Raw genomic sequence first — 24,778 nt, forward strand, 5'->3', positions numbered from 1 at the left:
ATGTGTTCGTCGCACCACGCGCATCAATGGATGCTTTGCCCACAGTGTGACCTGATGACACAGTTGCCAGATATCCGGCCGGGCAGTAAGGCAAGCTGCCCGCGTTGTCATACCACACTTCAGTCTAACTGGGTTGAGCCGCGAAAGCGGCCAACAGCCTATGCGCTGGCAGCACTGTTTATGCTGCTGCTGGCAAATTTATTTCCCTTCATCAATATGCATGTTGCCGGACTGAGCAGCGAAATCACGCTGACAAAAATCCCTCAGGTGATGATTTCCGATGACTACAGCAGCCTGGCGACGCTGTTTCTGCTGTTTGTTCAGGGTGTTCCGGCTTTCTGTATGCTGGTGATCCTGCTTTTAGTGAATAATATTACGCTGCCCCAGAGGCTGAAACGCACCCTGGCACGCGTGTTGTTTCAGCTAAAAACCTGGGGTATGGCGGAGATCTTTCTGGCCGGTGTGCTGGTGAGTTTTGTTAAACTGATGGCTTATGGTGATATCGGCATTGGTTCCAGTTTTATTCCCTGGTGCCTGTTCTGCCTGTTACATCTCAGAGCGTTTCAGTGTATTGACCGCCGGACATTATGGCTGCGGGTCGCCCCCTTGCCTGCACTTCCTTTCACGCCGTTACCCGCCGTCAGCGGGCTGCGCCAGGGGCTGCGTTCTTGCCGCTGCTGTACCGCTGTACTGGCCAGCGATACGCTGGAATGTCCGCGCTGTGGGGTTCATGGGCATGCCAGACGTAAGCACAGTCTGCAATGGACACTCGCCTTATTGATAACATCGATTTTGCTCTATATCCCGGCCAATCTGATGCCTATCATGATCACCGAGGCGCTTGGCAACAAAATGACCTCGACAATCATGGCTGGCGTGATCCTCTTGTGGAGTGGTGGATCCTACCCGGTGGCCCTGGTGATTTTTATCGCCAGTATTATGGTCCCAACGCTGAAAATGATGGCTATCGGTTGGTTGTGCTGGCATGCCAATGAGCGCGACGGCAACCGGGGTGACAGTGATAAAATGCATAAAATATATGAGGTTGTGGAATTCGTCGGGCGCTGGTCAATGATTGACGTATTCGTGATCGCCGTGCTGTCGGCACTGGTGCGAATGGGCCAATTGATGAGTATTTATCCTGCCAGTGGTGCGGTGCTGTTTGCCCTGGTGGTGATCCTGACAATGTTTGCCGCCATGACGTTTGATCCCCGTCTCACCTGGGACCGGATAAAAGAAAAGAATACGGAGGAGCCTGCAAGTGACGGACAATAACCACGGCATAGCCACGGTAGATAAGATAAAGCGCTGGTCGCCGGTGTGGATCATTCCCATCGTCACCGTCTTTATCGGAGCATGGATTTTGTTTTATCACTTTAGCCACCAGGGCCCGGTCGTCACGTTGATGACGACCAACGCTGAAGGTATTGAAGGGGGTAAAACCCTGATCAAGAGCCGCAGCGTTAACGTTGGCGTGGTAGAAAGTGCCGTCCTGACCGATGACCTGCACCATGTGGAAATCAAAGCACGGCTAAATTCCGGCATGGAAAAACTGCTGCGTGAAGACAGCGCTTTTTGGGTGGTGAAACCGGCGATTGGCCGTGAAGGTATCACCGGGCTGGGCACGCTGCTGTCGGGCGCCTACATTGAGCTTCAGCCGGGTGCCAAAGGTGAGAAGGTGGCGCAGTATCAACTGCTGGATTCACCACCACTGGCGCCGCTGGATGCTAAAGGTATCCGTATTACCCTCGACAGTGAAAAAGCTGGCCAGCTTAATGCGGGTGACCCGGTGCTGTTCCGTGGATATCGCGTGGGTTCTGTTGAAACCGGCGCCTTTGATGCCGATAAACGCATGATGACCTATCAGCTGTTTATTTCCGCGCCGTATGACCGCCTTGTGACCAATAACGTTCGCTTCTGGAAAGACAGCGGCATAGCGGTGGATATGTCGGCTTCGGGGATGCGCGTGGAGATGGGGTCACTGACCACTCTGTTTAGCGGTGGCGTTAGCTTTGATGTACCGGAAGGCTGGGAGCGTGGCCAGCGTGCACAGAATAAAGCGGAATATCGCCTCTTTAACGATCAGCGCAGCATTCAGGATTCACTGTACAGCGAACATAAAGACTTCCTGCTGTTCTTCAGCGACTCTATTCGTGGATTGCAGAAAGGTGCGCCGGTTGAGTTTCGCGGTATCCGTTTAGGCACGGTAGCCGAAGTGCCGTTCACCATGCCGGGCATTGCCCAGCGTCTGAATAGTGACTATCGCATTCCGGTGTTAATCCGTATTGAGCCAGACCGTTTTCAGACGCAGTTGGGCAGTGATTTCAACTTTGAGCAGCATCTGAAAGACGGTGTGGCTCATGGACTTCGTGCTTCATTGAAGTCAGCCAACTTGTTGACGGGCGCATTGTATATCGACCTTGATTTCTACAACAAGGCGAAACCGGTTAGCGGCCCGACTACCTTTGCTGATTATGAACTGATCCCAACGGTGAGCGGTGGACTGGCGCAAATTCAGCAGAAACTGATGGAGTCACTGGATAAGATTAACAATCTGCCGCTGAATCCGCTGCTGAACGAAGCGACCAGCACGTTGAAAGAGAGCCAGCGTACGCTGCGTGAAATGCAGAAAACGCTCGACAGCCTCAACCAGATTACCTCCAGCCAATCAATGAAAGAGCTACCGGCGGATATGCAGAGCACGCTGCGTGAACTGAATCGCAGCATGAAAGGCTTCCAGCCAGGCTCACCGGCTTATAATAAGATGGTGGGGGACATGCAGCGTCTCGATCAGGTCCTGCGTGAATTGCAGCCTGTATTAAAAACGCTCAATACCAAGAGTAATGCGTTGGTATTCGAAGCCAAACCGGGTCAGGACCCACAACCGAAGAGGGCGAAATAATGATGAAATGGATCCCCGTTGCCCTTGTACTGGCACTGAGTGCCTGCAGCAGCCCAAAAACGACGTACTACCAATTGCCAACAGCGGGCAGCACGACTGTTGTGGTAAACCGGAGCGTGGCAACGCCAGTATGGGTAGAACGTGTATCGGTGCCGGATTATCTCGCTGGTAATGGCGTGGTCTACCAGAGCAACGATGTACAGTTCGTCATAGCGGCGAATAACCAATGGGCCAGCCCACTGGATCAACAGTTGCAGCAAACGCTGGTGACCAATCTCAGTAGCGCGTTGCCGGGGGCGATGATCTCGTCTTCTCCATTGGGACAGCAACACGATACGCTGAATGTTACCGTGACGGGTTTTCACGGCCGCTTTGACGGACAAGCAGTGATCAGCGGTGAATGGATACTTGAACATAATGGCAAACTGCAAAAACAGCCGTTTACGCTAGTGCTACCGCAAAGTGAAGATGGTTACGATGGGTTAGTAAGAACGCTGGCTAAAGGATGGCAGCAAATTGCGGGGCAGGTCGCTAATGCGATAATTCGCGAGCAATAAGAAAAAATTAACTAACGCACTAAGCCTTTGATTGTTGCAGAACCTGATTTCTGTATCATCAAAGGCTTTTTTATTGGCATTCAGTCAGATAGCACTTTTTTTCCACCATCTGGTGGCGAGTGACCGTCAGGGATCTGATACAGCTTTATGACATTGGCGTGAAATTTGCGCGTTGATCTTTATTGAAAGTCGCGGTAGAACTTATGAGTGGTTGCACGAAACGTAACCACTGTATCTTTCCACCAGATTCCACCAGACTAAATGAGGGAAACGCGGCATGAAGAGACAGAAACGAGATCGCCTTGATCGGGCACAATCACGAGGTTATCACGCAGGCATTACAGGACGGTCTAAAGAGATGTGTCCGTACCAAATGCTGGATGCTCGATCACACTGGTTGGGAGGTTGGCGACAAGCCATGGAGGACAGGTCGGTTACCGCGTAACACCTGTCAGAGAAAGGGAAGAACCTCCGCTTATGCGGAGGTTTTCATATCCGTCATATTTCGAACTGTCTCTGCGTTGTCTGCTCTCAGTCACCCGAATCACTGACTTCAGTCAGCTCATCGGGATTCCTTCGTTTGCCGCCTTGATACAGCCCGAACTATTTAGGATATAGGCCGTTATACTTAATGTCTTAACGGCTCTAAAACTTTAGAAAGCAGTGGTGTCTTTGAACAAGCCCACTTTCAGGTCTGTAGCCGTGTAAATCACGTTACCATCGACCAGCACTTCACCATCTGCTACGCCCATCACCAGTTTACGGTTGATAACACGTTTGAAATGAATACGGTAAGACACTTTCTTCGCGGTTGGCAGAACCTGTCCGGTAAATTTCACTTCGCCCACGCCCAGCGCACGACCTTTACCTTCAGCGCCTAACCAGCCGAGGTAAAAACCAACCAGCTGCCACATAGCATCAAGGCCGAGGCAGCCTGGCATGACCGGATCACCAATGAAATGGCAGCCGAAGAACCATAGATCAGGATTGATATCCAGCTCAGCTTCAACGAAGCCTTTACCGTAGTTACCGCCGTCTTCGGTCATTTTAACCACGCGGTCCATCATCAACATATTGCCAGCTGGCAATGGCGGGCCTTCCGCGCCAAACAGTTCACCGCGACCAGAGGCAATCAGGTCTTCTTTTGTATAGGATTCGCGTTTATCTACCATGTTTTCAATAAGCCTTATTTTAATGAAGCAGGGAGTTTAGCTTACACGTGTACGCCGGACAAGTCCGATCAGCCGGGCGTAAACCAGTTTAACCAACGCAATGGCCACGGACGATGGCGAGGTTCAGGGTGAAGAATCTGGTCGATACGATCCTGAATCGAACGTAACAGGCAGGATCCTGTCTCTTTGTCCCACTCTACGCCGGTTAACAGCGGCAGAGCTTCATCAACGCTGGAGACGGCCCACAAATGGAATTTACCTTCACGAACGGCATCCACCACCTCCTGTTGTAGCGAGAGATGACGCACATTGGCCGCAGGAATAATAACTCCCTGAGTACCGCTTAACGTGCGTTGATTACAGATATGGAAGAAGCCTTCAATCTTTTCATTCAGCCCACCGACCGGCTGCACGCGACCGAACTGATCGACGGAACCCGTGACGGCCAGTTGTTGATTGATCGGCTGTGAGGCGAGCGCACTGATCAGCGCGCATAACTCCGCCAGGGAGGCACTGTCACCATCGACTTCAGAATAGGATTGTTCAAAAACGATAGAGGCAGAAAACGGTAGCTGTTGCTCAAGTTCCAGCTCGGCAATCAACCATGCCTGCATGATCATCATACCTTTGGCATGGATATTACCGCCGAGCTCGGCTTTACGCTCTACATCGGTGAACTCACCGTCGCCTACATGAACGACGCAGCTAATTCGCGAAGGTTCACCAAATGCACGCGGGTGGCCCGGGAATTCCATGACCGACAAGGCGTTGATCTGACCGATCATTTCGCCTTCAGTTTCAATCAGAATCTGATCAAGCAGGATCTCGTCACGAATTCGTTCAGGCAGGAAACCTTCACGCCATTCGCGCGTACTGAGGGCATCCTGAAGATTTTCGGCAGTGAGCAGATTATCTTCGCTGTAGAGAGCGGCTTCCTGCAGCTGTCGACCCAGCCACTGAGGATCCAATGGAAGGGTATCCTGATCGCCTGTATAGCGTGCAGACTCACGGATCAACACAGGCCAGAAATCAGGCGCAGGGCAGGGATAGCCGAGACTGTGGGCAACACTTTGTACCCACTGTAACCAGTGGTTGAATTCTTCTTCGTCTACCAGCTGAATATTGTCTTCGAACTCGCTGTACAGCGACAGTCCAGCCAGTTCAGGTTCCATATCCTGAAAATCTGCCAGCACATCGCGTTCCCCAACCAGTACCAGGCGGAACTGCATAGGCATCGACGGGATAGCTAATGGCAGAGGACGGGTTTCATCTTGGGAATACCAGTCGAACCGCTGATTAACCATGATCTGTTTTAGCCGCAGCCACAGCAGCGGCTGCGCCATCAGGGCACGCATTGACAGGATCAATACCCCGCCATTGGCACGATGTACCAGACCTGGTGACAGCGTTATCGTCGACTGATGGATGCGTACGCAGCCAAAGAGTTGCTCGGTTTCAATCCATTCGGCCTGATGAACACCACCTTCGCTAGCGAAATTATCCGTGGCATCTTGCGCCGGGCGCCAGCTTACCGCGTGTTCGCTGATGTCATAATGACCACCAAATAAGGCCGGAACATCATCATCATCGACAGTCAGGGATGAAAGAATATCCTGCAATAAAGCGAGATATTCAGCGCTCTCAGGGCTTTTGACCAGCATTAGCGGTACTTTGGCCGGGGTTTGCAGTAGCAGGCTCAGGCCATTGAACAGGCGTGCCTGCACGGATGCAAAGCACTCTGTATCGGCAGCATAGGTCTGCGAGAGGAGATGCTGGAAGCGTTCTGTATCGGGCTGTAGGGCGCGCCACTCTAATCGGTTGTTGGTCAAAGTTATCGTATTTTTCTTAGATGATTAAAAGCAGCATTATACAATATTTCAGCCTGTTAAGCACAGTACACATGCACATCTGCGGCGCTTGCGTTAACATTGACGCTGATGTCCCTGTTTTCTTTGCAGCCTGATGAAAAAAAGCTGTTATTCTTAATTCGTAATGTGGTCAGCATGAGATTCCGATGAAATATCAGCAACTGGAAAATCTTGAAAGCGGATGGAAATGGAAATACCTGGTCAAAAAGCACCGCGAAGGTGAATTGATCACGCGTTATATCGAGTCAAGCGCAGCGCAGGCTGCCGTCGATGAACTACTGGTTATGGAAAATCGACCGGTGGAGGTATTGAAATGGATCAGCCAGCATATTAACCCGCTGCTTGAAAACCGCATGAAGCAGACTATCCGTGCGCGTCGCAAGCGTCATTTTAATGCTGAACATCAGCACACGCGTAAGAAGTCTATCGATCTGGAATATCTGGTTTGGCAGCGTTTGGCCGGTCTTGCGCAGCGTCGGAATAGCACGCTGTCTGAGACGATAGTGCAGTTAATTGAAGATGCAGAGCGCAAAGAGCAGTATGCCAGCCAGATGTCATCGCTGAAGCAGGATCTTAAAGCGATTTTAGGCAAGCCTGAATAAAATCGACAATGTGCCTTATCCCTTCCTCATGTCCAATCTATTTCAGCCAATAAAAAACCCCGCCTGAGCGGGGTTTTTTTAACGAGATAACTTAAGCCTGTGGCTGAGTTACAACGTCTTTGATGCCTTTAACTTCAATTTCTACACGACGGTCTGGCGCCAGGCAGTCGATCTGGGCGTTACGGCCTTTCACGCTGTCACAGGTGCTGCCGGTAACAGGGGCAGATTTACCCTCGCCACGTGCAGAAACTTTGTTAGCAGGGATGCCTTTAGACACGAGGTAGTCTACAACAGACTGAGCGCGTTTTTCAGACAGTTTCTGGTTGTACTGCTCTGAACCGATACGGTCAGTGTAGCCCAGTACGACGACAGAGCCGTCTTTAGGATCCAGGTTGCTCAACTGAGTGTACAGCTGATCCAGGGCCTGCTGGCCTTCTGGTTTCAGAGTCGCTTTGTTGAAGTTGAACAGAACGTCAGATTTCAGAGTGAAACGCTTGGTTTCAACAACTGGCGCTGGAGCTGGTGCCGGAGCAACAACTGGAGCGGCAACGGCATCATCCTGACCGAAACGGTAAGAAACACCAACACTCAGCATTGAGTTATCAGGACGCGCACCAACGGTACCTGCATCACCGATGTTGTTAACCCACTGGTAGTCCAGACGAGTTGCCCAGTTTTTGGTTACAGCGTATTCAACACCAACAGCAGCCAGCGGAGAAACGCCGGTGTCGTGGTCGCTGATACGGCCGTTAGCATTTTGCTGGGTGGAGTCTGCACGCCATACCATGCCGCCCAGACGAGTATAAACGTCCAGATCGTCAGCTACTGGGTAGCTTAATTTTGCTGCCAGCTGAACGCCCTGAGCTTTGAAAGCGCCGTTGACTTTGTCGCCTTTGTTAGGCATGCGGCCTAACCAGTCATAACCCAGTTCGAAGCCCAGGTACTGGTTTGCCTGATAACCACCAAATGCACCAGCACCGAGCTGGCTTTCATGAGATGGGCCATCATTATCTTGGTAACCGTTACCGTAGTAACCTTTGTCATGGTACTGAGACCAGCCCAGTTTAGCACCGGTGTACCAGGTGTCATCTTTAGGAGCGGCCTGCGCTACGGTAGCGAAGCCAGCCAGTGCCACTGCAATTGCGATAGCTGTCTTTTTCATTTTTGCGCCTCGTTATCATCCAAATAGGCAATGAGCTTTAAATTAGCTCTTTGATTTAATCCTTCGCCGGGTTGAGAAGCTCGATTATGACTCTTCCAAAAAATGGAGGTTATTGAGCACCCTGGCGAGCTAAAGTCTACAACGTACCAGCAAACTTACAAGTATGATGTGACGATGGTCAGCAAAAAAACAGCGTTTCATACACATTTTTTAACATTTGAGGGTGAATTCTTTGCTCAAAAACAGGTCTGAGAACCCAGCTAAACCATTGTCGCGCCGCGTCATAACATTATTAGCCTGTTAAGATGGGTCTGGCAGGGATAAAGTCTGAGAAAAATCCTATTTTTACTTAATGATACAAAGATGCGTGAATTCTTAAGCCATTAAGCGGTCTGGCTGAGGAGTAAATGCTATTTTCTGAGCGCATAATTAACCCTAATGCGTGCCCTGAACTTGCCGCTTCCTGCAACCGTTGACGGTCCACTTCTGATATCTCTTCATCCAACCAGCCTAAAACCACACTATAATTCCCTGTCTGCAACGCTTTGATCATCGCCTCTACCGTGGTGATGGTACCGGAGTAGGGAGACTGCATGACTTTATCCAGTGGTAACCCCGAGCGCTGTAACCAGTCACGGCTGAGCTTTTGTTGCGGTGTCAGCCATAACTGCCAGCGAGACTGCGTCCCCAATTGCTGCAGTAAAGGCAGCAGCAGCAATTGAGTCATGTCAGGTTGATTCTCACTATAAATCAGTTCGCTGATCAGGCCATTAGCACAAGTCGAGGCAGAGGACTCAGATGCTGAAGCGGGCATGTTACGACTAACAGACTGAGATTTCAGGGAATGAGTACGCATAATGTCTTCGCTCACTAGGTTACTGTATGGATATACAGTATAGGTGCGGTGGACAAAGATCAACCTTTAATCTTACTTCCTGACACATGTCGACTCAGGGGAAACAGATGCGGGTTTGCTGAGCTTAAGGAGAGGCTGAAGTACCCTTAGGTTGAATGTATTAAGACTTTTTTCAAATCTGACTGGTTTCTTTCCAGCGCTCACGGGCATTTCAAGCATTCTCGTTCTTACGGTATAAACGTAAATATTTAGGATTCATGACGCTCAGTTATCAATCATAAGAATCCGCACTTTGTATCGCGATTAACGGCTACATCAGAAAGTAATAAAATATAATGTCGCTTTCGACACATGTTTTTATATTCTATTTTCCTGTTCAGATAAGAGCGATGCTTAACTTGAGTCTGATGGGGATGGGCTGATTTATTAAAATTTATCCAGTAATAATAGAGTGGATGTTTGGTGCTTTCTGGTAATTCGGTGAGAAGTTGATACCAATTTGAAACTATCACGAATAAATCTGCGCAATGAAAGTTATTGAATACATCGATTCTGTGTTTCATTTCATCAGAATGTCGGCGTGATTGTTTTTTCATGAGAACCCGCTAAGCCACGTGGCAGAAGGGATTGATGGATTAGAATCGTTGGCAGGACTGTGATAGCAGGGGAGGGGTAACCGGGCTTATGTTGCATCTTCTGGCTTACCTTGGTTTGGTCTGAATACACCTTCAGTTGGCCAATTTTCTTCATTATTTTTATTCAACTGGACGAAAAGCTATTTAACGCTAATTTTTAATGAGGGGGGTGGCTTTATAGGTTGTTGAACATGGTGTGGGTGCCGTAATTCTTAATGTTATTCCCCCTCTAAAGTACAGAATGCCGAGATTAATCCCGTTTACATGAAGGCGTTTTTTCGTAACGCCTCGCAAAATTACAATGTAAACACATGAAATACAAATTAGTCATTGAACCTGTAATGACTATTGCCTATTTTCTAATATGTTCTATCGAGACCTTGTGAGTGATTTCTTAATTAATTTTGGATGAGAATATGGAACGTTCGAAACGTAAAATTGCAGAAGCGAAACAACGACTGGCTCAGCTTGGAGAAGTGCATTCCCGTACACAGTTTGGTGGTTATTGCCTGGCAGTGGAAAAAACGGTATTTGCTGTGGTGGCTAAAGGGGAACTGTATCTTCGTGCCTGCGAAGAGGTACAACCCTATATTGTCGAGCGCAAGATGACACCGTTAAGCCTCAGCAAACGTGGTGTACCAGTAGAACTCAATTACTATCGTGTTGATGGTGCCTTGTGGTCTGACGGTGAACAGCTGGTAGCCATCTCCCAGCTTTGCCTGCAGGGAGCGAAGCAACAGCAGAAGGAGCGACAGAATAACCGCCGCCTTAAGGATCTGCCTAATATGGGCATAAGAATGGAAACGTTACTGCGGCAAGTGGGTATTTCAACAGTCGAAATGCTGGTTCAACAGGGGGCCAAAAGAAGCTGGTTGCTATTGCGCACTAATAACAAAAACCTGGGATTAACGGTGCTCTTCGCCTTACAAGGGGCCATTGTCGGGCGGCATTATGCTGCGCTGCCACAAGAGATGAAAGAAGAGCTGCGCCTTTGGTTTGACTATAACGCACAGCGTGAGCGAAAAAGACGGCGTGAAGAAGACTAACCACGCAGGGCAATCTGTTTTTTAAGGCGCGTGATTTCAGGCAAAAGAGCCACCAGCAGGCCAACCTGTTGCAAGACCAGTGGTTCTTTCGTTTCAGCATCGGCTTCACTGTGCTGTATACGCACCGACAGACTGTCCATCATGCGTTGTGCTTTCGCTTCATCGACGATATCGATGTGCAGTACATCGTCGACATAGCAAGCGGCATCATCCATGAGCTGCAGCATGGCATCGTTTTCCAGCTTCTCGCGATGTGCACCTAAAGCAGAAATGTAGCTCAGAAATGAATGGTTAAGGCACAGCAATCGAAACGCCGCTTCTCGTAATGCCAGATCAGATTTATTTTCTACCGACAGATTAGAGACGACGGATGCCAATTCTGCATCACCATTATGGGCATCGCGACGGGCAATGCGATAATCCAGTCGGTTATCTTTACCCTGGTGATATTGCACCAGAATGGCATCGAGATAGCGGCAGTTCGCATTCAGAGTGCGTTCAGCAACGGCAGGAAGCCGGCGAAAACGCCAGTCAGGCCAGATAAATGTCACCGCCAGCCAGGCAATGCCGCAGCCAACTAACGTATCAACTATACGCGGCAGCGCCACTTCGAACCCTTCGCCCAGCAGGTTGAAACACAATAATACCAGCAGGGTGATAAACATGGTGGCGTGTGCATATTGTACGTTGCGGAATGCAAAGAACAGCACACCCGTGACTACAATCAGCATCAGTTGCCCTTCAATGGAAGGGACCAGCCATAGCAGAGGCAGGCCGAGAGCAATCCCGGCTAACGTGCCGATAATGCGTAATGCCAGACGGCGACGTGTTGCACTGTAGTTCGGCTGGCAGACGAACAGACTGGTCAGCAATATCCAGTAACCGTGCTGCACTCCGGTAGCCTGAATAAGGCCATAACCCACGCACAGCAACAGCGACATGCGTACTGCATGGCGAAACAGCGGAGACTCCGGACTGAGGTGGCGACTCAGACGAAGGCGAATATCACTCCAGCCTGTCAGTCCTTCGCTGGAAAGTGTCTGGTCACGCGGTGCATCACCCTCTATCAGTACTTGCTCTGATTCGATGGTCGCTAACTGGGCATCAATCGCTTTGAGGTTGTTTAACAGGTAGGTCATGGCTTTGACCTCCGTGCTGTCCGGTTGCCCGGTTTCAAGGCGATGCAGCGCAGTGTGCAGGTTGACAAAGACTCTCTCGAAGCGCGCATCATGCTGATAAGGTTCACGTAGCAAGATTGAACGCGAGAGCCGTCGGCAGGCCTGCGCCTGTAATGATAGAAGACGCTGGAAGCGGAACAGGATATCGCTCGAACCCCAGGCTTTACGCAGTGCGTGATACTGCACATGCGAAGAACTGGCGCGTTCATGGATATCCTGGGCAACAAAGTAGTAATGCAGCGTTCGGCGGGTGCCACGCTGACCACGGTCACCGCGCAGTCGTGACTGAATTGATGCTTTAGCCTGATTAAGCAGTTGGACCAGCTGACTGTTCGCCATCGCCACGTCGACCAGCGTCTGGTGATCATCCCCTTCAATATCGGGATCAAACAGATTAGCTTTGGCTTCCAGGTAGCGCGCCAGTTGGGCAAAACAGCGAGATATGTTTTCCTGCAACGGTCGGATAGGGAACAGCAGATGCCCGGATAACGTCAGCAGGTTGTACCACACGGCACCTAGCAGTAGCAGCGCCGGTTGTAAATACCATTGGGGGAACAGATGAATACCGAGCATGGTGTAGATGGCGATCAGCAGTGCGCCAAAGGCGATTGTTGCATAGCGGGGGCCCAGTGCGCCAAGCAAAATGAAACCCCAACTGGATATGGCTAATCCGGCAACAAACAGCCACGGATGCGGGAAGAGCAATTCGACGGAAACGGAAGCAATACAAAAACAGACCAGCGTGATCAGCAGGTTACGTAATCGTCCGGCAAGACGATCGTCCAGATCCGCCAGGGCAGCAGCCACCACACCCAGCGTTAACGGGATAGTCCAGGTGATCTGATGCAGCCACCAGGGCACGGCAGTGGTTCCTGCGAGTGCCAGAGTGATGCGTATATTGTACAGCCAGGTGCTGTTGAACGCGTAGCGGCGAAAATTGCCGATCATGTCTTTGTTCATTGTCGTAACTTAGCGGAAACGCGCACGTGCGTTGGCTTCACGAGCGGCCTGAGCAACTTCAACGGAAACCACGCGGCGGCCCACTGGCCAAAGGGCAATCGCAGCAATTTTAAAATTAGCGATACCGACGGGAATGCCAATAATCGTCACACATTGTGCGATGCCTGCCAGGATATGCATCACACATAACCACCAGCCAAACAGTACCAGCCAGAAAATATTCAGCAGGGTTCCGCCAGAATTCAGAAGCGCATTTTTACCTGATGGATTCAGCTCATCAACATGTACCGCTTCATTACCATAAGGGAGGAGGGACAGTTTGGTGATTTCCCAGCAGGAGCGAGTGAGTGGCAGAGTAAAGATAAAAATAATGCTCATCACCGTGGCGACTAACCAGGAAAACGTGGTCAGGAATCCACCCAGCACAAAATTCAGAACATTTAATACGGTGCGCATAAACGAGTTTCCCTTCAGCAGATAACGGTGATTAACCGACAATACCTTGATTGTAACGTGTTTTAGCACTGGAGAGGTACACGACAGCCAGTTAAACTGTCTGATGATGAAAATAACCGCAGCCAGGGTCACCGGAATGGAACTGAAAGCAACAGCGTTGGGTAAACATCTGGCACAGCATCCTTATAACCGGGTGCGTCTTCTGACCGCAGGTGTAGAGGTTAGCGGTGAAAAACATGAGTATCTGATCCCGTTCAATCAGCTACTGGCAATCAAGTGCAAGCGTGGGCTGGTATGGGGCGAGCTGGAGTTTACGCTGCCTGACGAGAAGGTCGTGCGTCTTCACGGCACTGAATGGAGCGAAACACAGCGCTTTTTCCACTATCTCAACCAGGAATGGCAGCAGTGGAGTACGGAAATGAGCGATGTGTCAGCCAGCGTCCTGCTAGCACAGCAGCAGCACATTCGTGAGGCAGAACAGCAGGATAAATGGTTGCGCCGCAGCGATATTAGCGCCTGGCAGGAGGCGATCCGTAAAGCGTTTGACGCCGTACCGCTGCCAGCTGAACGATTAGGTGAATTTGATAATTGTCGCGAGCCCTACCTTTACTGCCAGCAATGGCTCCACAACAGTGATGCCCGCCGCGTTCAGCGCAACAATGACTGGACCAGCCGTATGCTGGAACAGCATGCAGATTTTTTTAACCAGGTGGAAACATCACCGCTGAATATCTCCCAGGCGCGCTCCGTCGTTAACGGGGAGGATGCTGTACTGGTGCTCGCGGGGGCAGGCAGTGGTAAAACATCCGTGCTGGTGGCGCGGGCAGGTTGGCTTATGATGCGTCGACAGGCCAGTGCCGGGCAGATTCTGCTGCTGGCATTTGGTCGGCAGGCGGCCAGGGAAATGAACGAACGTATCCAGGAGCGCCTGCATACCGAGGACATTCAGGCACGTACCTTCCACTCTCTGGCTTTACACATCATTCAGCAGGGCAGTAATAAAGCCCCCACTATCAGCAAACTGGAAACCGATCATGGTGCGCGTCAGGCACTACTGATTGAGATCTGGCGACAGCAGTGTAATGAGAAAAAAGCGCACGCGAACGGCTGGCGGCAGTGGTTGACTGAAGAACTGGAGTGGGAGCTGGAAGAGGGCAGTTTCTGGCTGGACGATCGTCTGGCGCGGCGTCTTGCCAGTCGGCTTGAACGTTGGCTTGGGCTGATGCGTATGCATGGCGGAGCGCAGGCTGCGATGATCGAGAGTGCTCCGGATGAGGTCCGCGACTTGTTCAGCAAACGGGTCAAACTCATGGCCCCAATGATGAAAGCGTGGAAGAGTGCGCTAAAAGAAGAGGGGGCAGTCGATTTCGCCGGGCTGATTCATCAGGCGGTGAGTATCCTTGATAAAGGGCGCTTTATCAGCCCCTGGAAACATATTCTCGTCGATGAGTTTCAGGATATCTCTCCGCAGCGTGCAGCATTGCTGGCGGCGCTGCGGCGTCAGAATAAACAGACCACGCTGTTTGCGGTGGGAGATGACTGGCAGGCTATCTATCGCTTCAGTGGTGCTGAAATGAGCTTAACGACGGCCTTCCATCATCATTTTGGTGAGGGCGACCGTTGTGTACTGGATACCACCTACCGTTTTAATCAGCGTATTGGCGAAATCGCTAACACCTTTGTTCAAAGCAACCCTCATCAGTTAAAAAAACCGCTTAACAGCCTCAGCAAAGGCCATAAAAAAGCCATCTCTCTGTTGCCTGAAGAGCAGTTGGAAGCGCTGATGAATAAACTGAGTGGCTATGTCGCTGTTGGTGAGAGAATTCTGGTACTGGCGCGTTATCACCATCTGCGCCCGGAAATACTGGATAAAGCCGCAACGCGCTGGCCGAAGCTTAATATTGATTTTATGACCATTCATGCCAGCAAAGGACAGCAGGCAGATTATGTGATTCTTCTGGGCCTGGCAGAGGGTAAAGAGGGCTTCCCGGCGGCAGCCCGAGAGTCCGTTATGGAAGATGCGCTGCTACCCGCCCCGGAAGACTTCCCTGATGCCGAGGAGCGCAGACTGGCGTATGTTGCCATCACGCGCGCGAAGCAGCAGGTGTGGCTGCTGTATGATCGTGATCATCCGTCGGTGTTTGTTGCCGAGTTCAGTCGTCAGGGTGTACCGATTTTACGCAAACCCTGACGGCCGGCGCCTGAGTTACTTCAGACGTTGTTGCAGGTAACGTTCGTAATCCGGGATCTGAATTTCAACCTGCCGGGCGAACAGCGGCGACTGAATAATGAAGTCCGCGGTGGCACGGTTAGTCGCAACGGGAATATTCCAGACGGTGGCCAGGCGCAGTAGCGCTTTGACATCGGGATCATGGGGTACTGCATTTAGCGGATCCCAGAAGAAAATCAGCACATCAATTTTCCCTTCAGAGATCAGCGCGCCGACCTGCTGATCGCCGCCCATCGGGCCACTCAGCATCGCCGTCACCGGTAATCCGGTGGCGCGTTGTACCAGATTGCCGGTTGTTCCGGTGGCGTAAAGCGTATGGTGCTGCAACTGCTCTTTATGGACATCCACCCACTGCATTAAAGCATTTTTACAGTGGTCGTGGGCCACCAGCGCGATATGTTTCTGGGGCTGTAGAGTGCGGGTTGTCTGATCCATTCAGTATCCTGGTTGGGTAGGGCAAGAGGAATAAGCAAACAGAGGACTGAGTGTAGCGCCGGGTATCTGCCGATATCAACTGGTATGCAGGGCCTTCATCAACATAACAAAACGCTGACGGGTCGCGGAATCGACCTGCAAGTACCAAAGACGCAGCATGCGTTCGGCCGGGTGCTGGGTGGTTGGGGGTTCGGGCAGAACAGAAGCCGACTGAGAGGTACGTCGCATTGGCTGGGCAAAGCGTGGCACCGATGCCACTTTATTATCGAGGTTATACTGCACCATCGCCTGTTCGAGATCGTCCTGCGTCGGCAAACGGAGCGCATCTCGCTGGCTGTCAATCTCTACGCCGTGTTCATTGACCAGCGTAAACTGTGGATTCTTGTCGAAGTGCTTTCCGTCACGCAGCGTTTGCAATGCAGGTAACTGAATCACGACTGACTGAGTACTGGCTGTGAATTTGACAATCTGAGGCGCTGAAACCCAGTTGACCGGCGCTTGTGCGTTACGGGTGACCTTTCTTTCTACACGAAAGAGCAACTGGTGTTCCCCGCGCTCCAGTTCCAGACCTTCTGCGCCTTTGAGCAGCGAACCCGAAATTTTGTGCCCATCCAGTACCAGCAGGTCAATATCGGCTGAGAGCTTCAGCGTTGTCGCCTGCACGGTTGCGGCAACCAGCATCGCTATCAGCCCGGTGATGACCATACGCAGCTTCATTGTTTCTCCAGCAGGGTAAAGGATATAGGTGGGTATGAATGTATCAAAGTCTTTCAGTATGGCAGCATATTAACATTTAAAAATACTTAATCGTGCTATAAATCAAGAATCGCATGAGTTGCATTTTTTAATGTGGTGAATAAGCCACACTTAGCGGCAACAGAGCCAGTAAGGCAAATGGAGGCAACAATGAGTGATAAAACCATCGCTGATGTTCTGACATCGACAAAAACCATTGCACTGGTCGGCGCCAGTGATAAACCCGGGCGGCCAAGTTACGCGGTGATGGCTTACCTGTTGTCACAAGGGTATCAGGTCATCCCGGTTAGCCCGAAGCTGGCAGGTAGCACTTTGCTGGGGCAAACCGTTTATGCTGAACTGAAAGACATTCCCCACAGCATTGATATGGTCGATGTCTTTCGCAATGCGGAAGCTGCGTGGGGTGTGGCGCAGGAGGCGATTGCAATTGGTGCAAAATCGCTGTGGTTCCAGATTGGCGTGATCAACGAACAGGCTGCCGTCCTGGCTGGAGAATCCGGGTTGAAGGTGATCATGGACCGTTGCCCGAAAATTGAAATTCCCCGCCTGGGGCTGGAAAAATAGGAATAAAAAACCCCCGTGTAAACGGGGTTTTTTTAGTGCCTGAGGCTGGGAGCCTTGAGCTGCTGACGGATTGATGCAGCCAGTTCATCCAGAGAAGACTGCTCAGGATGCTCACCGGGTGATTCCCATGAGATTTGCGCTTCTGCCAGGTAGGTTTGCACCCGCTGACCATCATCATCTTCCATCACCACGTGATACCAGGGTGAGGAGCGAAGCGTTTCGGCACCGTCAACCTCGTCAATGGCTGGCTCGGTTAAAGAGTATTCCGGGTCGACATCAACAATCACCCCGAGAAAACCGAGTAGCTGGTGGCGTACCTGTTGTCCGATACCATATTTGCTGGCAATCATCGTAACCTCCTGAGAAAAGTTGACCTTATCTCTATATGGAGGCAAGGACAGCATTTTCAAGTTACAACACGCGGCAGGCAAACCCTTTCAGATACATTCCTTCCGGATAGCTGGCGATCACCGGGTGATCGGCTGCCTGACGGAACTGCTCAATAAACTGAACGTCGCGCTGTGCATCAAGGGCAGCATCGGCAATGATTTTCTGGAACAGGTCAGTTGCCATCAGGCCTGAACAGGAGAAGGTCATCAGCATCCCGCCAGGATTGAGCAACTGCATCGCCAGCATATTGATGTCTTTATAACCACGGCAGGCGCCCATCAGCTGGTTTTTATTCTCAACAAATTTCGGCGGATCCATGATGATCAGATCGAACTTCTCGCCTTCTTCGCGATAGCGACGCAGCAGTTTAAATACGTCGTCACGCTGGAACTTCGCTTTGCTGACATCAAGACCGTTCAATTCCACGTTCTGGCGGGCCACATCCAGCGCAGCCTGTGAGGTATCCACACTGATCACTTCAGTGCAATTACCCATCAACGCGGACACGGCAAATCCGCCGGTATAGGAGAAGCAGTTGAGCACACGACGGCCTTCCGCATAGCGACGGGTTGCCAGGCGGCTGTCACGTTGATCAAGGTAGTAACCGGTTTTATGTCCGGTCTGAATGTCGACCAGCAATTTCATACCGTGTTCTGTAATCGGCAGCAGCTCAGGCGGAGTATCGCCAAGCACGACGCCCTGGGTCAGTTCCAGACCCTCTTTTTTACGTACGCTGACATCAGAACGGTCATAGATAGCACAATCCGGATAGCAGGTCTGTAGGGCGGTAATCAGCGGTGCACGCTGATATTCAGCTCCGGCAGAAAGCAGCTGCAGCACCAGGAAGTTGCCGAAGCGGTCAATAGTGATACCGGGTAAACCATCAGACTCACCGGCAATCAGCCGGTAACTGTCAAGGTTATCGCGCTGCGCCAGCCAGTCACGCAGCTGCTGCGCGGCCTGCAAACGGCGCACGAAGAAATCGATATCAATCGACTCATCCTGTTGCCAGCTCCACACACGGGCACGGATCTGCGATTCCGGTGACCAGGCGGCACGCGCCAGCCATTTACCCTGGCTATCACAGACATCAATAGTTTCACCCGACTGGGCTTTGCCTTCCATACGGGCAACCGCCCCGGAGAAGACCCACGGATGGCGACGAAGTAAGGACTTTTCACGTCCTTTGGCAAGAATCAAACGAACAGTCATATTTTGCTATGCTTACACTCAGAGAATCAGTCGATATTGTCCGGTGCCGACCGCGAAAAAGCAATCGGTGTTGGACAGAGGAGAAAAAATGGCAATTATCTGCATCCGCGTATGGGTCCACGGTATGGTTCAGGGCGTTGGGTTTCGTTACAGCACTCAGCGGGAAGCAAAAGAGCTGGGCGTGAAGGGATATGCTAAAAATCTTGATGACGGCAGTGTTGAAGTGCTGGCCTGCGGTGAGGCGGAGCAGGTTGAGGCGCTGCTGGCGTGGTTAAAAGCGGGTGGGCCACGCAGCGCCCGAGTGGAGAAAGTACTGGCGGAGCCACATCATCCCGCACACCTTCCGCACGGGTTTAGCACGATTTAGTGCTTACAGGCACTTGGCAGGTTTGGGTAGTCCGGCAATTTTTGTCGCCTGCTTCGCGGGGCCTTTCGGGAACAGCCGGAACAGATAGCGGCTGTTACCTTTCTCTTCACCGTACTTTTGTGCCATCGCTTTCACCAGCATTCTCACCGCCGGTGAGGTGTTGAATTCCAGATAGAAGGCGCGCACAAAGTGCACCACTTCCCAGTGGGCATCACTTAACTCAATCCCTTCCTCTGCGGCTAACAGCGGTGCCAGCCCTTCGCTCCACGCGGCAGTGGATTTCAAATATCCCTGCGCATCACGTTCAATTTCTTTGCCGTCAAACTGCACTGTCATTGCCTCACGCTATAAATCGGTGGTCAGTTTACCAAACTTTGGCCTCAGCAAAAATAAAGCCCCGCAGTGCGGGGCTTCGTTAACATTATCCGTTGCTTTAGTTACTGCGTGACATACCCAGCAGGCTCAGCAGGCTGACAAAGATGTTGTAGATAGAAACATACAGACTGACAGTGGCGCGGATATAGTTGGTTTCACCGCCGTGAATGATGTTGCTGGTTTCCCACAGGATGGCCCCGGTAGAGAACAGCACAAACAGTACGCTGATCGCCATATGCAGGGCAGGGATGTTAAGGAAGATATTGGCCACGACCGCAATCAGCAGCACAACAAAACCTGCCATCAGCATGCCGGAGAGGAAAGACATGTCCTTACGGGTGGTCAGCACATAGGCTGAACAGCAGAAGAAGACTAGTGCTGTACCGCCCAGCGCCAGACCGATCACATCACCCATTCCCGCAGACAGGAAGCTGTTCAGGATTGGGCCCAGGCAGTAACCCAGGAAACCGGTAAAGGCAAAGGCGGCCAGAATACCCGCTGGGCTGTTAGCCAGTTTATGGGTCAGGAACATCAGACCATAAAAGCCGACCAGCATCAGGATCAACCCCGGACCAGGCAGTGCGTAAACCGTACTCAGCGTGGCGGTCAGCGCCGAGAACGCTAACGTCAGGCCGAGCAGGAAATAGGTATTACGCAGGACGGTGTGTGTGCTTAATAACGAGCTGTCGCGCGTGGAAGAAACAATGCGATCCATAAATCACCTCTTAGGGTCACGAAATAAGACTCAGAATATCATGCAGAATAAGGAGCAGGAGGCGGAGGGGAAAGGCGTTTTACCCTTCTTTACGCGCTAATCCGCTGATTCTTTAAACAAGGTGGCGATATTAGCGGCAATCAAACCGTCGGAGGCTTTTTTTTACGCGGTTGATACAAAACCCACTTTACAAGCAGAACAGGGATGTTTATAGTGCGCCCCATTGTGGAAGCGTGGCCGAGTGGCTCGAATCTCTACGCTTCCACCATCCATTCTGACCCCGTGCTGGTAACAGCGCGGGGTTTTTCGTTTTCTGCTCCTGGCTGCCGGTGTTACGGATGATGATTGTCGGAGAGAGCAAATTTATCCCCCCTGTTCAGGGAATAAGAATCCCGCCATTGCTGCTGCTAACATCTTCTGTTTTCCCCGGCTTCCTGCTATTTTCTTCACGGGCGGGCGACTAGATCATTCCTAAAAACATCTTGTTTCTTTTCAAACTCCTGAAGCGACTAAACCGCCGGGTGCAGAGTCTGCTATATTCTCACTATTCATCTTTCTATGAGCGTCTGGCTTGTACTCTGGAGAGCGGTTGTGGTGAGTCAGTGCTGATGCGCTGTTTTCTTTCTGCGCTGCATGTTATGTCTGCCAGCCAGTTCACCCCTTTGAATCAATGGAATACACATATGATCAACAAGTATAGTCTTTGTGCGTTAGCCGTTTGCTCCGCACTTTCCGGGGTTCCTGCCTGGGCTGCTGAGAGTGATTACCAGCTGGAACAAGTGCTGATGATGAGCCGTCACAACCTGCGTGCTCCGTTAGCGGATAATGGCAGCGTACTGGCGCAGGCGACGAAGAAAGCCTGGCCTAAGTGGGATGTACCAGGTGGGCAGCTGACCACCAAAGGTGGTGTGCTGGAAGTGTATATGGGCCGCTATACCCGTGAATGGCTGGCACAGCAGGGATTAGTCAAAGACGGTGAGTGTCCGGCGCCGGATGACATCTATGCCTATGCAAACAGCCTGCAACGCACCGTTGCTACCGCTCAGTTCTTTGTGGCGGGTGCGTTCCCTGGCTGTGACGTTGCCGTTTCTCATCAGGATGAGATGGGGTCGATGGACCCGGTATTTAATCCGGTGATCACCAATGACAGCGAAGATTTTAACAAACAGGCGCTGACCGCGATTAACGGCGAAGGCGAGAAGCTGGCGTTGAAACCTGCTTTCCAGCGTCTGGAAAAAATTATCGACTATAAAAATTCGCCTGCCTGTAACGGCAAAAAGCAGTGCGATCTTTCCAGCGATAACCAGAACAAATTCAGCGCTGATAACGGCAAAGAACCGAATGTCTCTGGCCCGCTGAAGGTGGGGAACTCCCTGGTGGATGCCTTCACCCTGCAATATTACGAAGGTTTCCCGATGGAGCAGGTTGCATGGGGACAAATCAAAACGCCTGAGCAGTGGAAAGAACTGGCAGCGATCAAAAATGGCTACCAGGACACGCTGTTCACCTCTCCGGTTGTCGCGCGTGAAGTGGCCGCTCCGCTGGTGGATTACATCCGTAGCCTGCTGGTCGATCAGGATAAAGCCAGTGCACCTAAAGTGACCTTAATGGTCGGACATGATTCGAATATCGCGTCACTGCTGACCGCCCTGGATTTCAAACCTTACGATCTGCCAGGACAAAACGAGCAAACGCCGATTGGCGGTATGGTGCAGTTCCAGCGCTGGCACGATAAGAAAAATGACCGTGAGCTGGTCAAGGTGGAATACGTCTACCAGACAACCAGCCAGCTGCGTGATGCAGAAGCCCTGTCACTGGATAATCCGCCGAAGCGTGTCACGCTGCAAATGGCAGGCTGCCCGACCGATGCTAACGGCTTCTGTTCATGGGACCAGTTCACCCAGGTACTGAATAAGTCGCTGCAGGGAACGCCGTTACAGGTGGCTGAACAGGCACCGGCTGCTGCGCCAGCCACTCCGGCGGCAAAACCCGCTGACGAGAAAGCCGTCGTCAATAAGACACTGGCCGACAAAGCTGCCGCAGATAAGGCCGCAGCGGATAAAGCCTCTGCAGAGAAAGCGGCTGCTGATAAAGCCGCTGCCGATAAAGCAGCGAAAGAGAAAGCTGCCGCAGATAAGGCTGCTGCTGAACAGGCTGCAAAAGATAAAGCCGCAGCAGACAAAGTCATCGCAGACAAAGCGGCTGCCGATAAAACGGCTGCGGATAAAGCGAAAGCGGACAAAGCAAAAGCAGAAACCGCACCAGACGCGAAACCTGCAGCTAACTGATCCGGGCAGGGGGGGCATTGACGGCTTCCCGCGTTCAGAGATGAAAAGGGGCGACCTGGTTAACAGGTCGCCCCTTTTTTAATGGCGATCTTTTCGTGAGTGGGAGCGGCTTAAGAAGATGACTTCCGGTACGTCCTTACTCCTTGCTGATCACCACCAGTTTCTGGTTAATGAACTCTTTAATGCCGAGGTCAGAAAGTTCACGACCATATCCTGACCGTTTCACCCCCCCGAAGGGCAGTTCCGGCGCGGTATCGCTGGACGAATTGATATACACCATCCCGGTTTCAATCCGTGAAGCCAGTGCTTTGCCACGGGCAATGTCTTTGGTGAACACGGCTCCGCCCAGTCCGTAGTGCGAATCATTGGCCAGTTTCACCACGTCATCATCATTTTTCACCACATAGATCTGCGCCACCGGTCCGAAGAACTCTTCAAAGTAAGCCGGATTATCGCGGGTGATGCCGGTCAGGATGGTAGGCTGATAGAAACAGCCATCACCCGGGACTGGCGCACCGCCGAGCAGCACTTTTGCGCCTTTCTCTTTTGCCTGCTGAACCTGTTTATGCAGACGATCGCGCGCGTCAGCGGAGGAGAGTGGGCCGAGGGTGGTGCTGGCATCAAGGGGATCGCCAATTTTCACTGCGTTAAACGCCTCCGTCATTTTCTCCAGGAAGCGATCGGCGACCTTTTCATGCACCAGGAAGCGTTTGGCTGCGGTACAAACCTGGCCGCAATTACTGAGGCGGGCACCGACACCGGCCTTCACGGCTTTCTCCAGGTCGCAGTCATCCAGCACCACAAACACATCGTTACCACCCAGTTCGAGCGTGGTTTTTTTCAGGTATTTCCCTGCCTGCTGTGCCACTGCGCTGCCTGCACGTTCGGAACCAGTGAGAGCGGCACCCTGCACACGGTCATCAGCGATCAGCGTTGCCACCTGGTCGTTGCTGGCGAAGATATTGGTCCAGGCCCCTGCTGGTGCGCCGGCTTCGGTCACCAGAGATTCAAACAACGTGGCACAGTGTGGGACATTTTGCGCATGTTTTGCCAGCACCGGGTTTCCGGCAGCGAGGTTGGGCGCCAGTACGCGCATCAGCTGATAAAACGGAAAGTTCCAGGGTTCAACGGCCACCAGAACGCCAATCGGATGGTTCTCAACCCAGGCCTCGCCCAGCTCACTGGGGTAAGGCGTAGGGGCAAGAAAACGCCCGGCGTTCTCGGCATAATATCGGGCAATCTGCGCGCAGAGCTGAACTTCACCCCGACTTTGTGCAATCAGTTTCCCCATTTCAACACTTGCCGCTTTTGCCAACTCATCAACGCGGCTATCAATCAAATCTGCCAGTTTTTTCAGCACCTGTAATCGGGGCTGAAGATCGCCTTTGGACCAGTCAGAGTGATACAGCGCATCGGCGGTGGCCAGTGCCTGTTCAATCTGGCTGTCGCTGTGGTCAGGCCAGGACTTGATCAGCTTATTACTTGCGGGATTAATCGTCTGGTACGGCATTACGCCTCCTTTGGATAGTGTCAGTAATCAGCCGGGTTCTGGCTGTCAGTAAGTCAACCCAGCATTAAGCGTAGACGACATGACGGCAGGAGGGTGGGTTCTCAGAGGAGTCTGACTCGCAGAATGTCAGGCTTTAATACTGGCGGGTGCAGACACCCGCCGATGGGGCATCAGACGTTCCTGCGCTCAACCACCTTATTATCCCAGGTGAGCACGTCTGCACCGGTTTTATCAAAGGCACGCAGCAGGACCTCATCACTGCCCTGTTGCTGCCAGATGGCTTCAGCCAAACGTTCATCGTAATTCGCCACCTCAAAGATAGCTTCAGCGATTTCGGGTGACGTTCCACGCAGACTGGCCCATTCGCCAACGTGATGCGCTTTCGATTGTTGTGTTGCCATAACGCTCTCCTGTGGTTGATGTTGTCCGTTCAATGCCTGATTCGTCAGTATAGAAGAGTGCGCGTTGCCTGCCCGTGGTGCGATCAATGTTTGCTTAAAAAATCAGCAGCCCCACATTTTTTGCCACAATGCATTAATAAA

General features: G+C 51.7%; 24 protein-coding genes. 10 read left to right on the plus strand and 14 right to left on the minus strand.

Annotated elements, in window-relative coordinates:
• The 4 genes from pqiA to rmf all read left to right on the plus strand — a co-directional run bounded on the left by pqiA (position 1) and on the right by rmf (position 3,904).
• Positions 1 to 1,275, plus strand: a complete 1,275-nt coding sequence (gene pqiA / locus ACFL9S_RS03235) for a membrane integrity-associated transporter subunit PqiA (RefSeq protein ID WP_405260257.1) — start codon at positions 1 to 3, stop codon at positions 1,273 to 1,275.
• Positions 1,262 to 2,902, plus strand: coding sequence for an intermembrane transport protein PqiB (gene pqiB / locus ACFL9S_RS03240; protein ID WP_405260258.1), 1,641 nt, complete (start codon positions 1,262 to 1,264; stop codon positions 2,900 to 2,902). The genes pqiA and pqiB overlap by 14 nt, the downstream gene beginning before the upstream one ends.
• A complete protein-coding gene (gene pqiC, locus ACFL9S_RS03245; protein ID WP_405260259.1) occupies positions 2,902 to 3,459 on the plus strand; it encodes a membrane integrity-associated transporter subunit PqiC in 558 nt (185 codons plus the stop codon). The genes pqiB and pqiC overlap by 1 nt, the downstream gene beginning before the upstream one ends.
• 277 nt (positions 3,460 to 3,736) lie before the next feature.
• Entirely contained in the window at positions 3,737 to 3,904 is a 168-nt protein-coding gene (gene rmf, locus ACFL9S_RS03250; protein ID WP_072277417.1) for a ribosome modulation factor, read from the plus strand.
• A 208-nt stretch (positions 3,905 to 4,112) separates the two neighbouring features.
• Here the strand turns inward: rmf and fabA are convergent, their stop codons facing one another.
• Together fabA and ACFL9S_RS03260 are read right to left on the minus strand one after the other, a co-directional pair.
• Positions 4,113 to 4,631 (minus strand): bifunctional 3-hydroxydecanoyl-ACP dehydratase/trans-2-decenoyl-ACP isomerase, encoded by a 519-nt coding sequence (gene fabA / locus ACFL9S_RS03255; RefSeq protein WP_133841003.1) that lies wholly within the window; start codon positions 4,629 to 4,631, stop codon positions 4,113 to 4,115.
• Between the two features lie 68 nt (positions 4,632 to 4,699).
• Positions 4,700 to 6,460, minus strand: coding sequence for an AAA family ATPase (locus ACFL9S_RS03260; protein WP_405260260.1), 1,761 nt, complete (start codon positions 6,458 to 6,460; stop codon positions 4,700 to 4,702).
• A 185-nt stretch (positions 6,461 to 6,645) separates the two neighbouring features.
• Between ACFL9S_RS03260 and matP the strand changes: the two genes are divergently transcribed.
• The gene (matP, locus tag ACFL9S_RS03265) at positions 6,646 to 7,101 is read left to right on the plus strand and encodes a macrodomain Ter protein MatP (RefSeq protein ID WP_133841001.1); all 456 of its coding nucleotides are present in this window, start codon (positions 6,646 to 6,648) and stop codon (positions 7,099 to 7,101) included.
• 91 nt (positions 7,102 to 7,192) lie between these two features.
• On the opposite strand, the gene ompA is transcribed toward matP, so the two are convergent.
• On the minus strand, positions 7,193 to 8,263 hold the full coding sequence (gene ompA, locus ACFL9S_RS03270; protein WP_405260261.1) for a porin OmpA: 1,071 nt from the start codon (positions 8,261 to 8,263) through the stop codon (positions 7,193 to 7,195).
• A 349-nt stretch (positions 8,264 to 8,612) separates the two neighbouring features.
• The gene (gene sulA, locus ACFL9S_RS03275; protein ID WP_405260262.1) at positions 8,613 to 9,119 is read right to left on the minus strand and encodes an SOS-induced cell division inhibitor SulA; all 507 of its coding nucleotides are present in this window, start codon (positions 9,117 to 9,119) and stop codon (positions 8,613 to 8,615) included.
• 1,051 nt (positions 9,120 to 10,170) lie between these two features.
• Here sulA and ACFL9S_RS03280 point away from each other — a divergent pair.
• Positions 10,171 to 10,800 (plus strand): TfoX/Sxy family DNA transformation protein, encoded by a 630-nt coding sequence (locus ACFL9S_RS03280; RefSeq protein ID WP_405260263.1) that lies wholly within the window; start codon positions 10,171 to 10,173, stop codon positions 10,798 to 10,800.
• On the opposite strand, the gene yccS is transcribed toward ACFL9S_RS03280, so the two are convergent.
• Entirely contained in the window at positions 10,797 to 12,926 is a 2,130-nt protein-coding gene (gene yccS / locus ACFL9S_RS03285; RefSeq protein ID WP_405260264.1) for a YccS family putative transporter, read from the minus strand. The genes ACFL9S_RS03280 and yccS overlap by 4 nt on opposite strands.
• Positions 12,927 to 12,947: 21 nt before the next feature.
• A complete protein-coding gene (locus ACFL9S_RS03290) occupies positions 12,948 to 13,394 on the minus strand; it encodes a YccF domain-containing protein (protein ID WP_405260265.1) in 447 nt (148 codons plus the stop codon).
• A gap of 136 nt (positions 13,395 to 13,530) precedes the next feature.
• Here ACFL9S_RS03290 and helD point away from each other — a divergent pair, with 136 nt between their 5' ends.
• Positions 13,531 to 15,585 (plus strand): DNA helicase IV, encoded by a 2,055-nt coding sequence (helD, locus tag ACFL9S_RS03295; protein WP_405260266.1) that lies wholly within the window; start codon positions 13,531 to 13,533, stop codon positions 15,583 to 15,585.
• Between the two features lie 15 nt (positions 15,586 to 15,600).
• On the opposite strand, the gene ACFL9S_RS03300 is transcribed toward helD, so the two are convergent.
• Together ACFL9S_RS03300 and ACFL9S_RS03305 are read right to left on the minus strand one after the other, a co-directional pair.
• On the minus strand, positions 15,601 to 16,059 hold the full coding sequence (locus ACFL9S_RS03300) for a methylglyoxal synthase (protein ID WP_133840994.1): 459 nt from the start codon (positions 16,057 to 16,059) through the stop codon (positions 15,601 to 15,603).
• A gap of 75 nt (positions 16,060 to 16,134) precedes the next feature.
• Complete coding sequence (locus ACFL9S_RS03305; RefSeq protein WP_405260267.1) at positions 16,135 to 16,776, minus strand: DUF2057 family protein; 642 nt, start codon at positions 16,774 to 16,776, stop codon at positions 16,135 to 16,137.
• Between the two features lie 189 nt (positions 16,777 to 16,965).
• Between ACFL9S_RS03305 and ACFL9S_RS03310 the strand changes: the two genes are divergently transcribed.
• The gene (locus tag ACFL9S_RS03310) at positions 16,966 to 17,379 is read left to right on the plus strand and encodes a CoA-binding protein (RefSeq protein ID WP_405260268.1); all 414 of its coding nucleotides are present in this window, start codon (positions 16,966 to 16,968) and stop codon (positions 17,377 to 17,379) included.
• Between the two features lie 32 nt (positions 17,380 to 17,411).
• On the opposite strand, the gene hspQ is transcribed toward ACFL9S_RS03310, so the two are convergent.
• Positions 17,412 to 17,729 carry a heat shock protein HspQ gene (hspQ, locus tag ACFL9S_RS03315; RefSeq protein WP_405260269.1) on the minus strand — a complete coding sequence of 106 codons (318 nt, stop codon included), beginning with the start codon at positions 17,727 to 17,729 and terminating at the stop codon, positions 17,412 to 17,414.
• A gap of 61 nt (positions 17,730 to 17,790) precedes the next feature.
• Complete coding sequence (rlmI, locus tag ACFL9S_RS03320; protein ID WP_405260270.1) at positions 17,791 to 18,981, minus strand: 23S rRNA (cytosine(1962)-C(5))-methyltransferase RlmI; 1,191 nt, start codon at positions 18,979 to 18,981, stop codon at positions 17,791 to 17,793.
• Between the two features lie 88 nt (positions 18,982 to 19,069).
• Between rlmI and yccX the strand changes: the two genes are divergently transcribed.
• Positions 19,070 to 19,348: an acylphosphatase gene (gene yccX, locus ACFL9S_RS03325; protein ID WP_405260271.1), complete on the plus strand. Its 279-nt coding sequence runs from the start codon at positions 19,070 to 19,072 to the stop codon at positions 19,346 to 19,348.
• 3 nt (positions 19,349 to 19,351) lie between these two features.
• On the opposite strand, the gene tusE is transcribed toward yccX, so the two are convergent.
• Together tusE and yccA are read right to left on the minus strand one after the other, a co-directional pair.
• Positions 19,352 to 19,678: a sulfurtransferase TusE gene (tusE, locus tag ACFL9S_RS03330; RefSeq protein WP_200641071.1), complete on the minus strand. Its 327-nt coding sequence runs from the start codon at positions 19,676 to 19,678 to the stop codon at positions 19,352 to 19,354.
• Positions 19,679 to 19,781: 103 nt separating this feature from the next.
• Positions 19,782 to 20,438 (minus strand): FtsH protease modulator YccA, encoded by a 657-nt coding sequence (gene yccA / locus ACFL9S_RS03335; protein WP_405260272.1) that lies wholly within the window; start codon positions 20,436 to 20,438, stop codon positions 19,782 to 19,784.
• A gap of 683 nt (positions 20,439 to 21,121) precedes the next feature.
• Here yccA and agp point away from each other — a divergent pair.
• The gene (gene agp / locus ACFL9S_RS03340; RefSeq protein ID WP_405260273.1) at positions 21,122 to 22,726 is read left to right on the plus strand and encodes a bifunctional glucose-1-phosphatase/inositol phosphatase; all 1,605 of its coding nucleotides are present in this window, start codon (positions 21,122 to 21,124) and stop codon (positions 22,724 to 22,726) included.
• Positions 22,727 to 22,862: 136 nt separating this feature from the next.
• Here the strand turns inward: agp and ACFL9S_RS03345 are convergent, their stop codons facing one another.
• Positions 22,863 to 24,236 carry an NAD-dependent succinate-semialdehyde dehydrogenase gene (locus ACFL9S_RS03345; RefSeq protein WP_405260274.1) on the minus strand — a complete coding sequence of 458 codons (1,374 nt, stop codon included), beginning with the start codon at positions 24,234 to 24,236 and terminating at the stop codon, positions 22,863 to 22,865.
• A 170-nt stretch (positions 24,237 to 24,406) separates the two neighbouring features.
• The gene (locus ACFL9S_RS03350) at positions 24,407 to 24,637 is read right to left on the minus strand and encodes a YccJ family protein (RefSeq protein WP_133840978.1); all 231 of its coding nucleotides are present in this window, start codon (positions 24,635 to 24,637) and stop codon (positions 24,407 to 24,409) included.
• Between the last annotated feature and the right edge of the window lie 141 nt (positions 24,638 to 24,778).

This window comes from Erwinia sp. AnSW2-5 (assembly GCF_045107195.1).
Lineage (GTDB): Bacteria > Pseudomonadota > Gammaproteobacteria > Enterobacterales > Enterobacteriaceae > Erwinia.

Excerpts from the sequence above, each read along its gene's own strand:
- pqiA (WP_405260257.1), top strand. The coding sequence starts at position 1 with ATGTGTTCGTCGCACCACGCGCATCAATGGATGCTTTGCCCACAGTGT.
- pqiC (WP_405260259.1), top strand. The coding sequence starts at position 2,902 with ATGATGAAATGGATCCCCGTTGCCCTTGTACTGGCACTGAGTGCCTGC.
- rmf (WP_072277417.1), top strand. The coding sequence starts at position 3,737 with ATGAAGAGACAGAAACGAGATCGCCTTGATCGGGCACAATCACGAGGT.
- fabA (WP_133841003.1), bottom strand. The coding sequence starts at position 4,631 with ATGGTAGATAAACGCGAATCCTATACAAAAGAAGACCTGATTGCCTCT.
- matP (WP_133841001.1), top strand. The coding sequence starts at position 6,646 with ATGAAATATCAGCAACTGGAAAATCTTGAAAGCGGATGGAAATGGAAA.
- ompA (WP_405260261.1), bottom strand. The coding sequence starts at position 8,263 with ATGAAAAAGACAGCTATCGCAATTGCAGTGGCACTGGCTGGCTTCGCT.
- sulA (WP_405260262.1), bottom strand. The coding sequence starts at position 9,119 with ATGCGTACTCATTCCCTGAAATCTCAGTCTGTTAGTCGTAACATGCCC.
- ACFL9S_RS03280 (WP_405260263.1), top strand. The coding sequence starts at position 10,171 with ATGGAACGTTCGAAACGTAAAATTGCAGAAGCGAAACAACGACTGGCT.
- yccS (WP_405260264.1), bottom strand. The coding sequence starts at position 12,926 with ATGATCGGCAATTTTCGCCGCTACGCGTTCAACAGCACCTGGCTGTAC.
- ACFL9S_RS03290 (WP_405260265.1), bottom strand. The coding sequence starts at position 13,394 with ATGCGCACCGTATTAAATGTTCTGAATTTTGTGCTGGGTGGATTCCTG.
- helD (WP_405260266.1), top strand. The coding sequence starts at position 13,531 with ATGGAACTGAAAGCAACAGCGTTGGGTAAACATCTGGCACAGCATCCT.
- ACFL9S_RS03300 (WP_133840994.1), bottom strand. The coding sequence starts at position 16,059 with ATGGATCAGACAACCCGCACTCTACAGCCCCAGAAACATATCGCGCTG.
- ACFL9S_RS03305 (WP_405260267.1), bottom strand. The coding sequence starts at position 16,776 with ATGAAGCTGCGTATGGTCATCACCGGGCTGATAGCGATGCTGGTTGCC.
- ACFL9S_RS03310 (WP_405260268.1), top strand. The coding sequence starts at position 16,966 with ATGAGTGATAAAACCATCGCTGATGTTCTGACATCGACAAAAACCATT.
- hspQ (WP_405260269.1), bottom strand. The coding sequence starts at position 17,729 with ATGATTGCCAGCAAATATGGTATCGGACAACAGGTACGCCACCAGCTA.
- rlmI (WP_405260270.1), bottom strand. The coding sequence starts at position 18,981 with ATGACTGTTCGTTTGATTCTTGCCAAAGGACGTGAAAAGTCCTTACTT.
- yccX (WP_405260271.1), top strand. The coding sequence starts at position 19,070 with ATGGCAATTATCTGCATCCGCGTATGGGTCCACGGTATGGTTCAGGGC.
- yccA (WP_405260272.1), bottom strand. The coding sequence starts at position 20,438 with ATGGATCGCATTGTTTCTTCCACGCGCGACAGCTCGTTATTAAGCACA.
- agp (WP_405260273.1), top strand. The coding sequence starts at position 21,122 with ATGATCAACAAGTATAGTCTTTGTGCGTTAGCCGTTTGCTCCGCACTT.
- ACFL9S_RS03345 (WP_405260274.1), bottom strand. The coding sequence starts at position 24,236 with ATGCCGTACCAGACGATTAATCCCGCAAGTAATAAGCTGATCAAGTCC.
- ACFL9S_RS03350 (WP_133840978.1), bottom strand. The coding sequence starts at position 24,637 with ATGGCAACACAACAATCGAAAGCGCATCACGTTGGCGAATGGGCCAGT.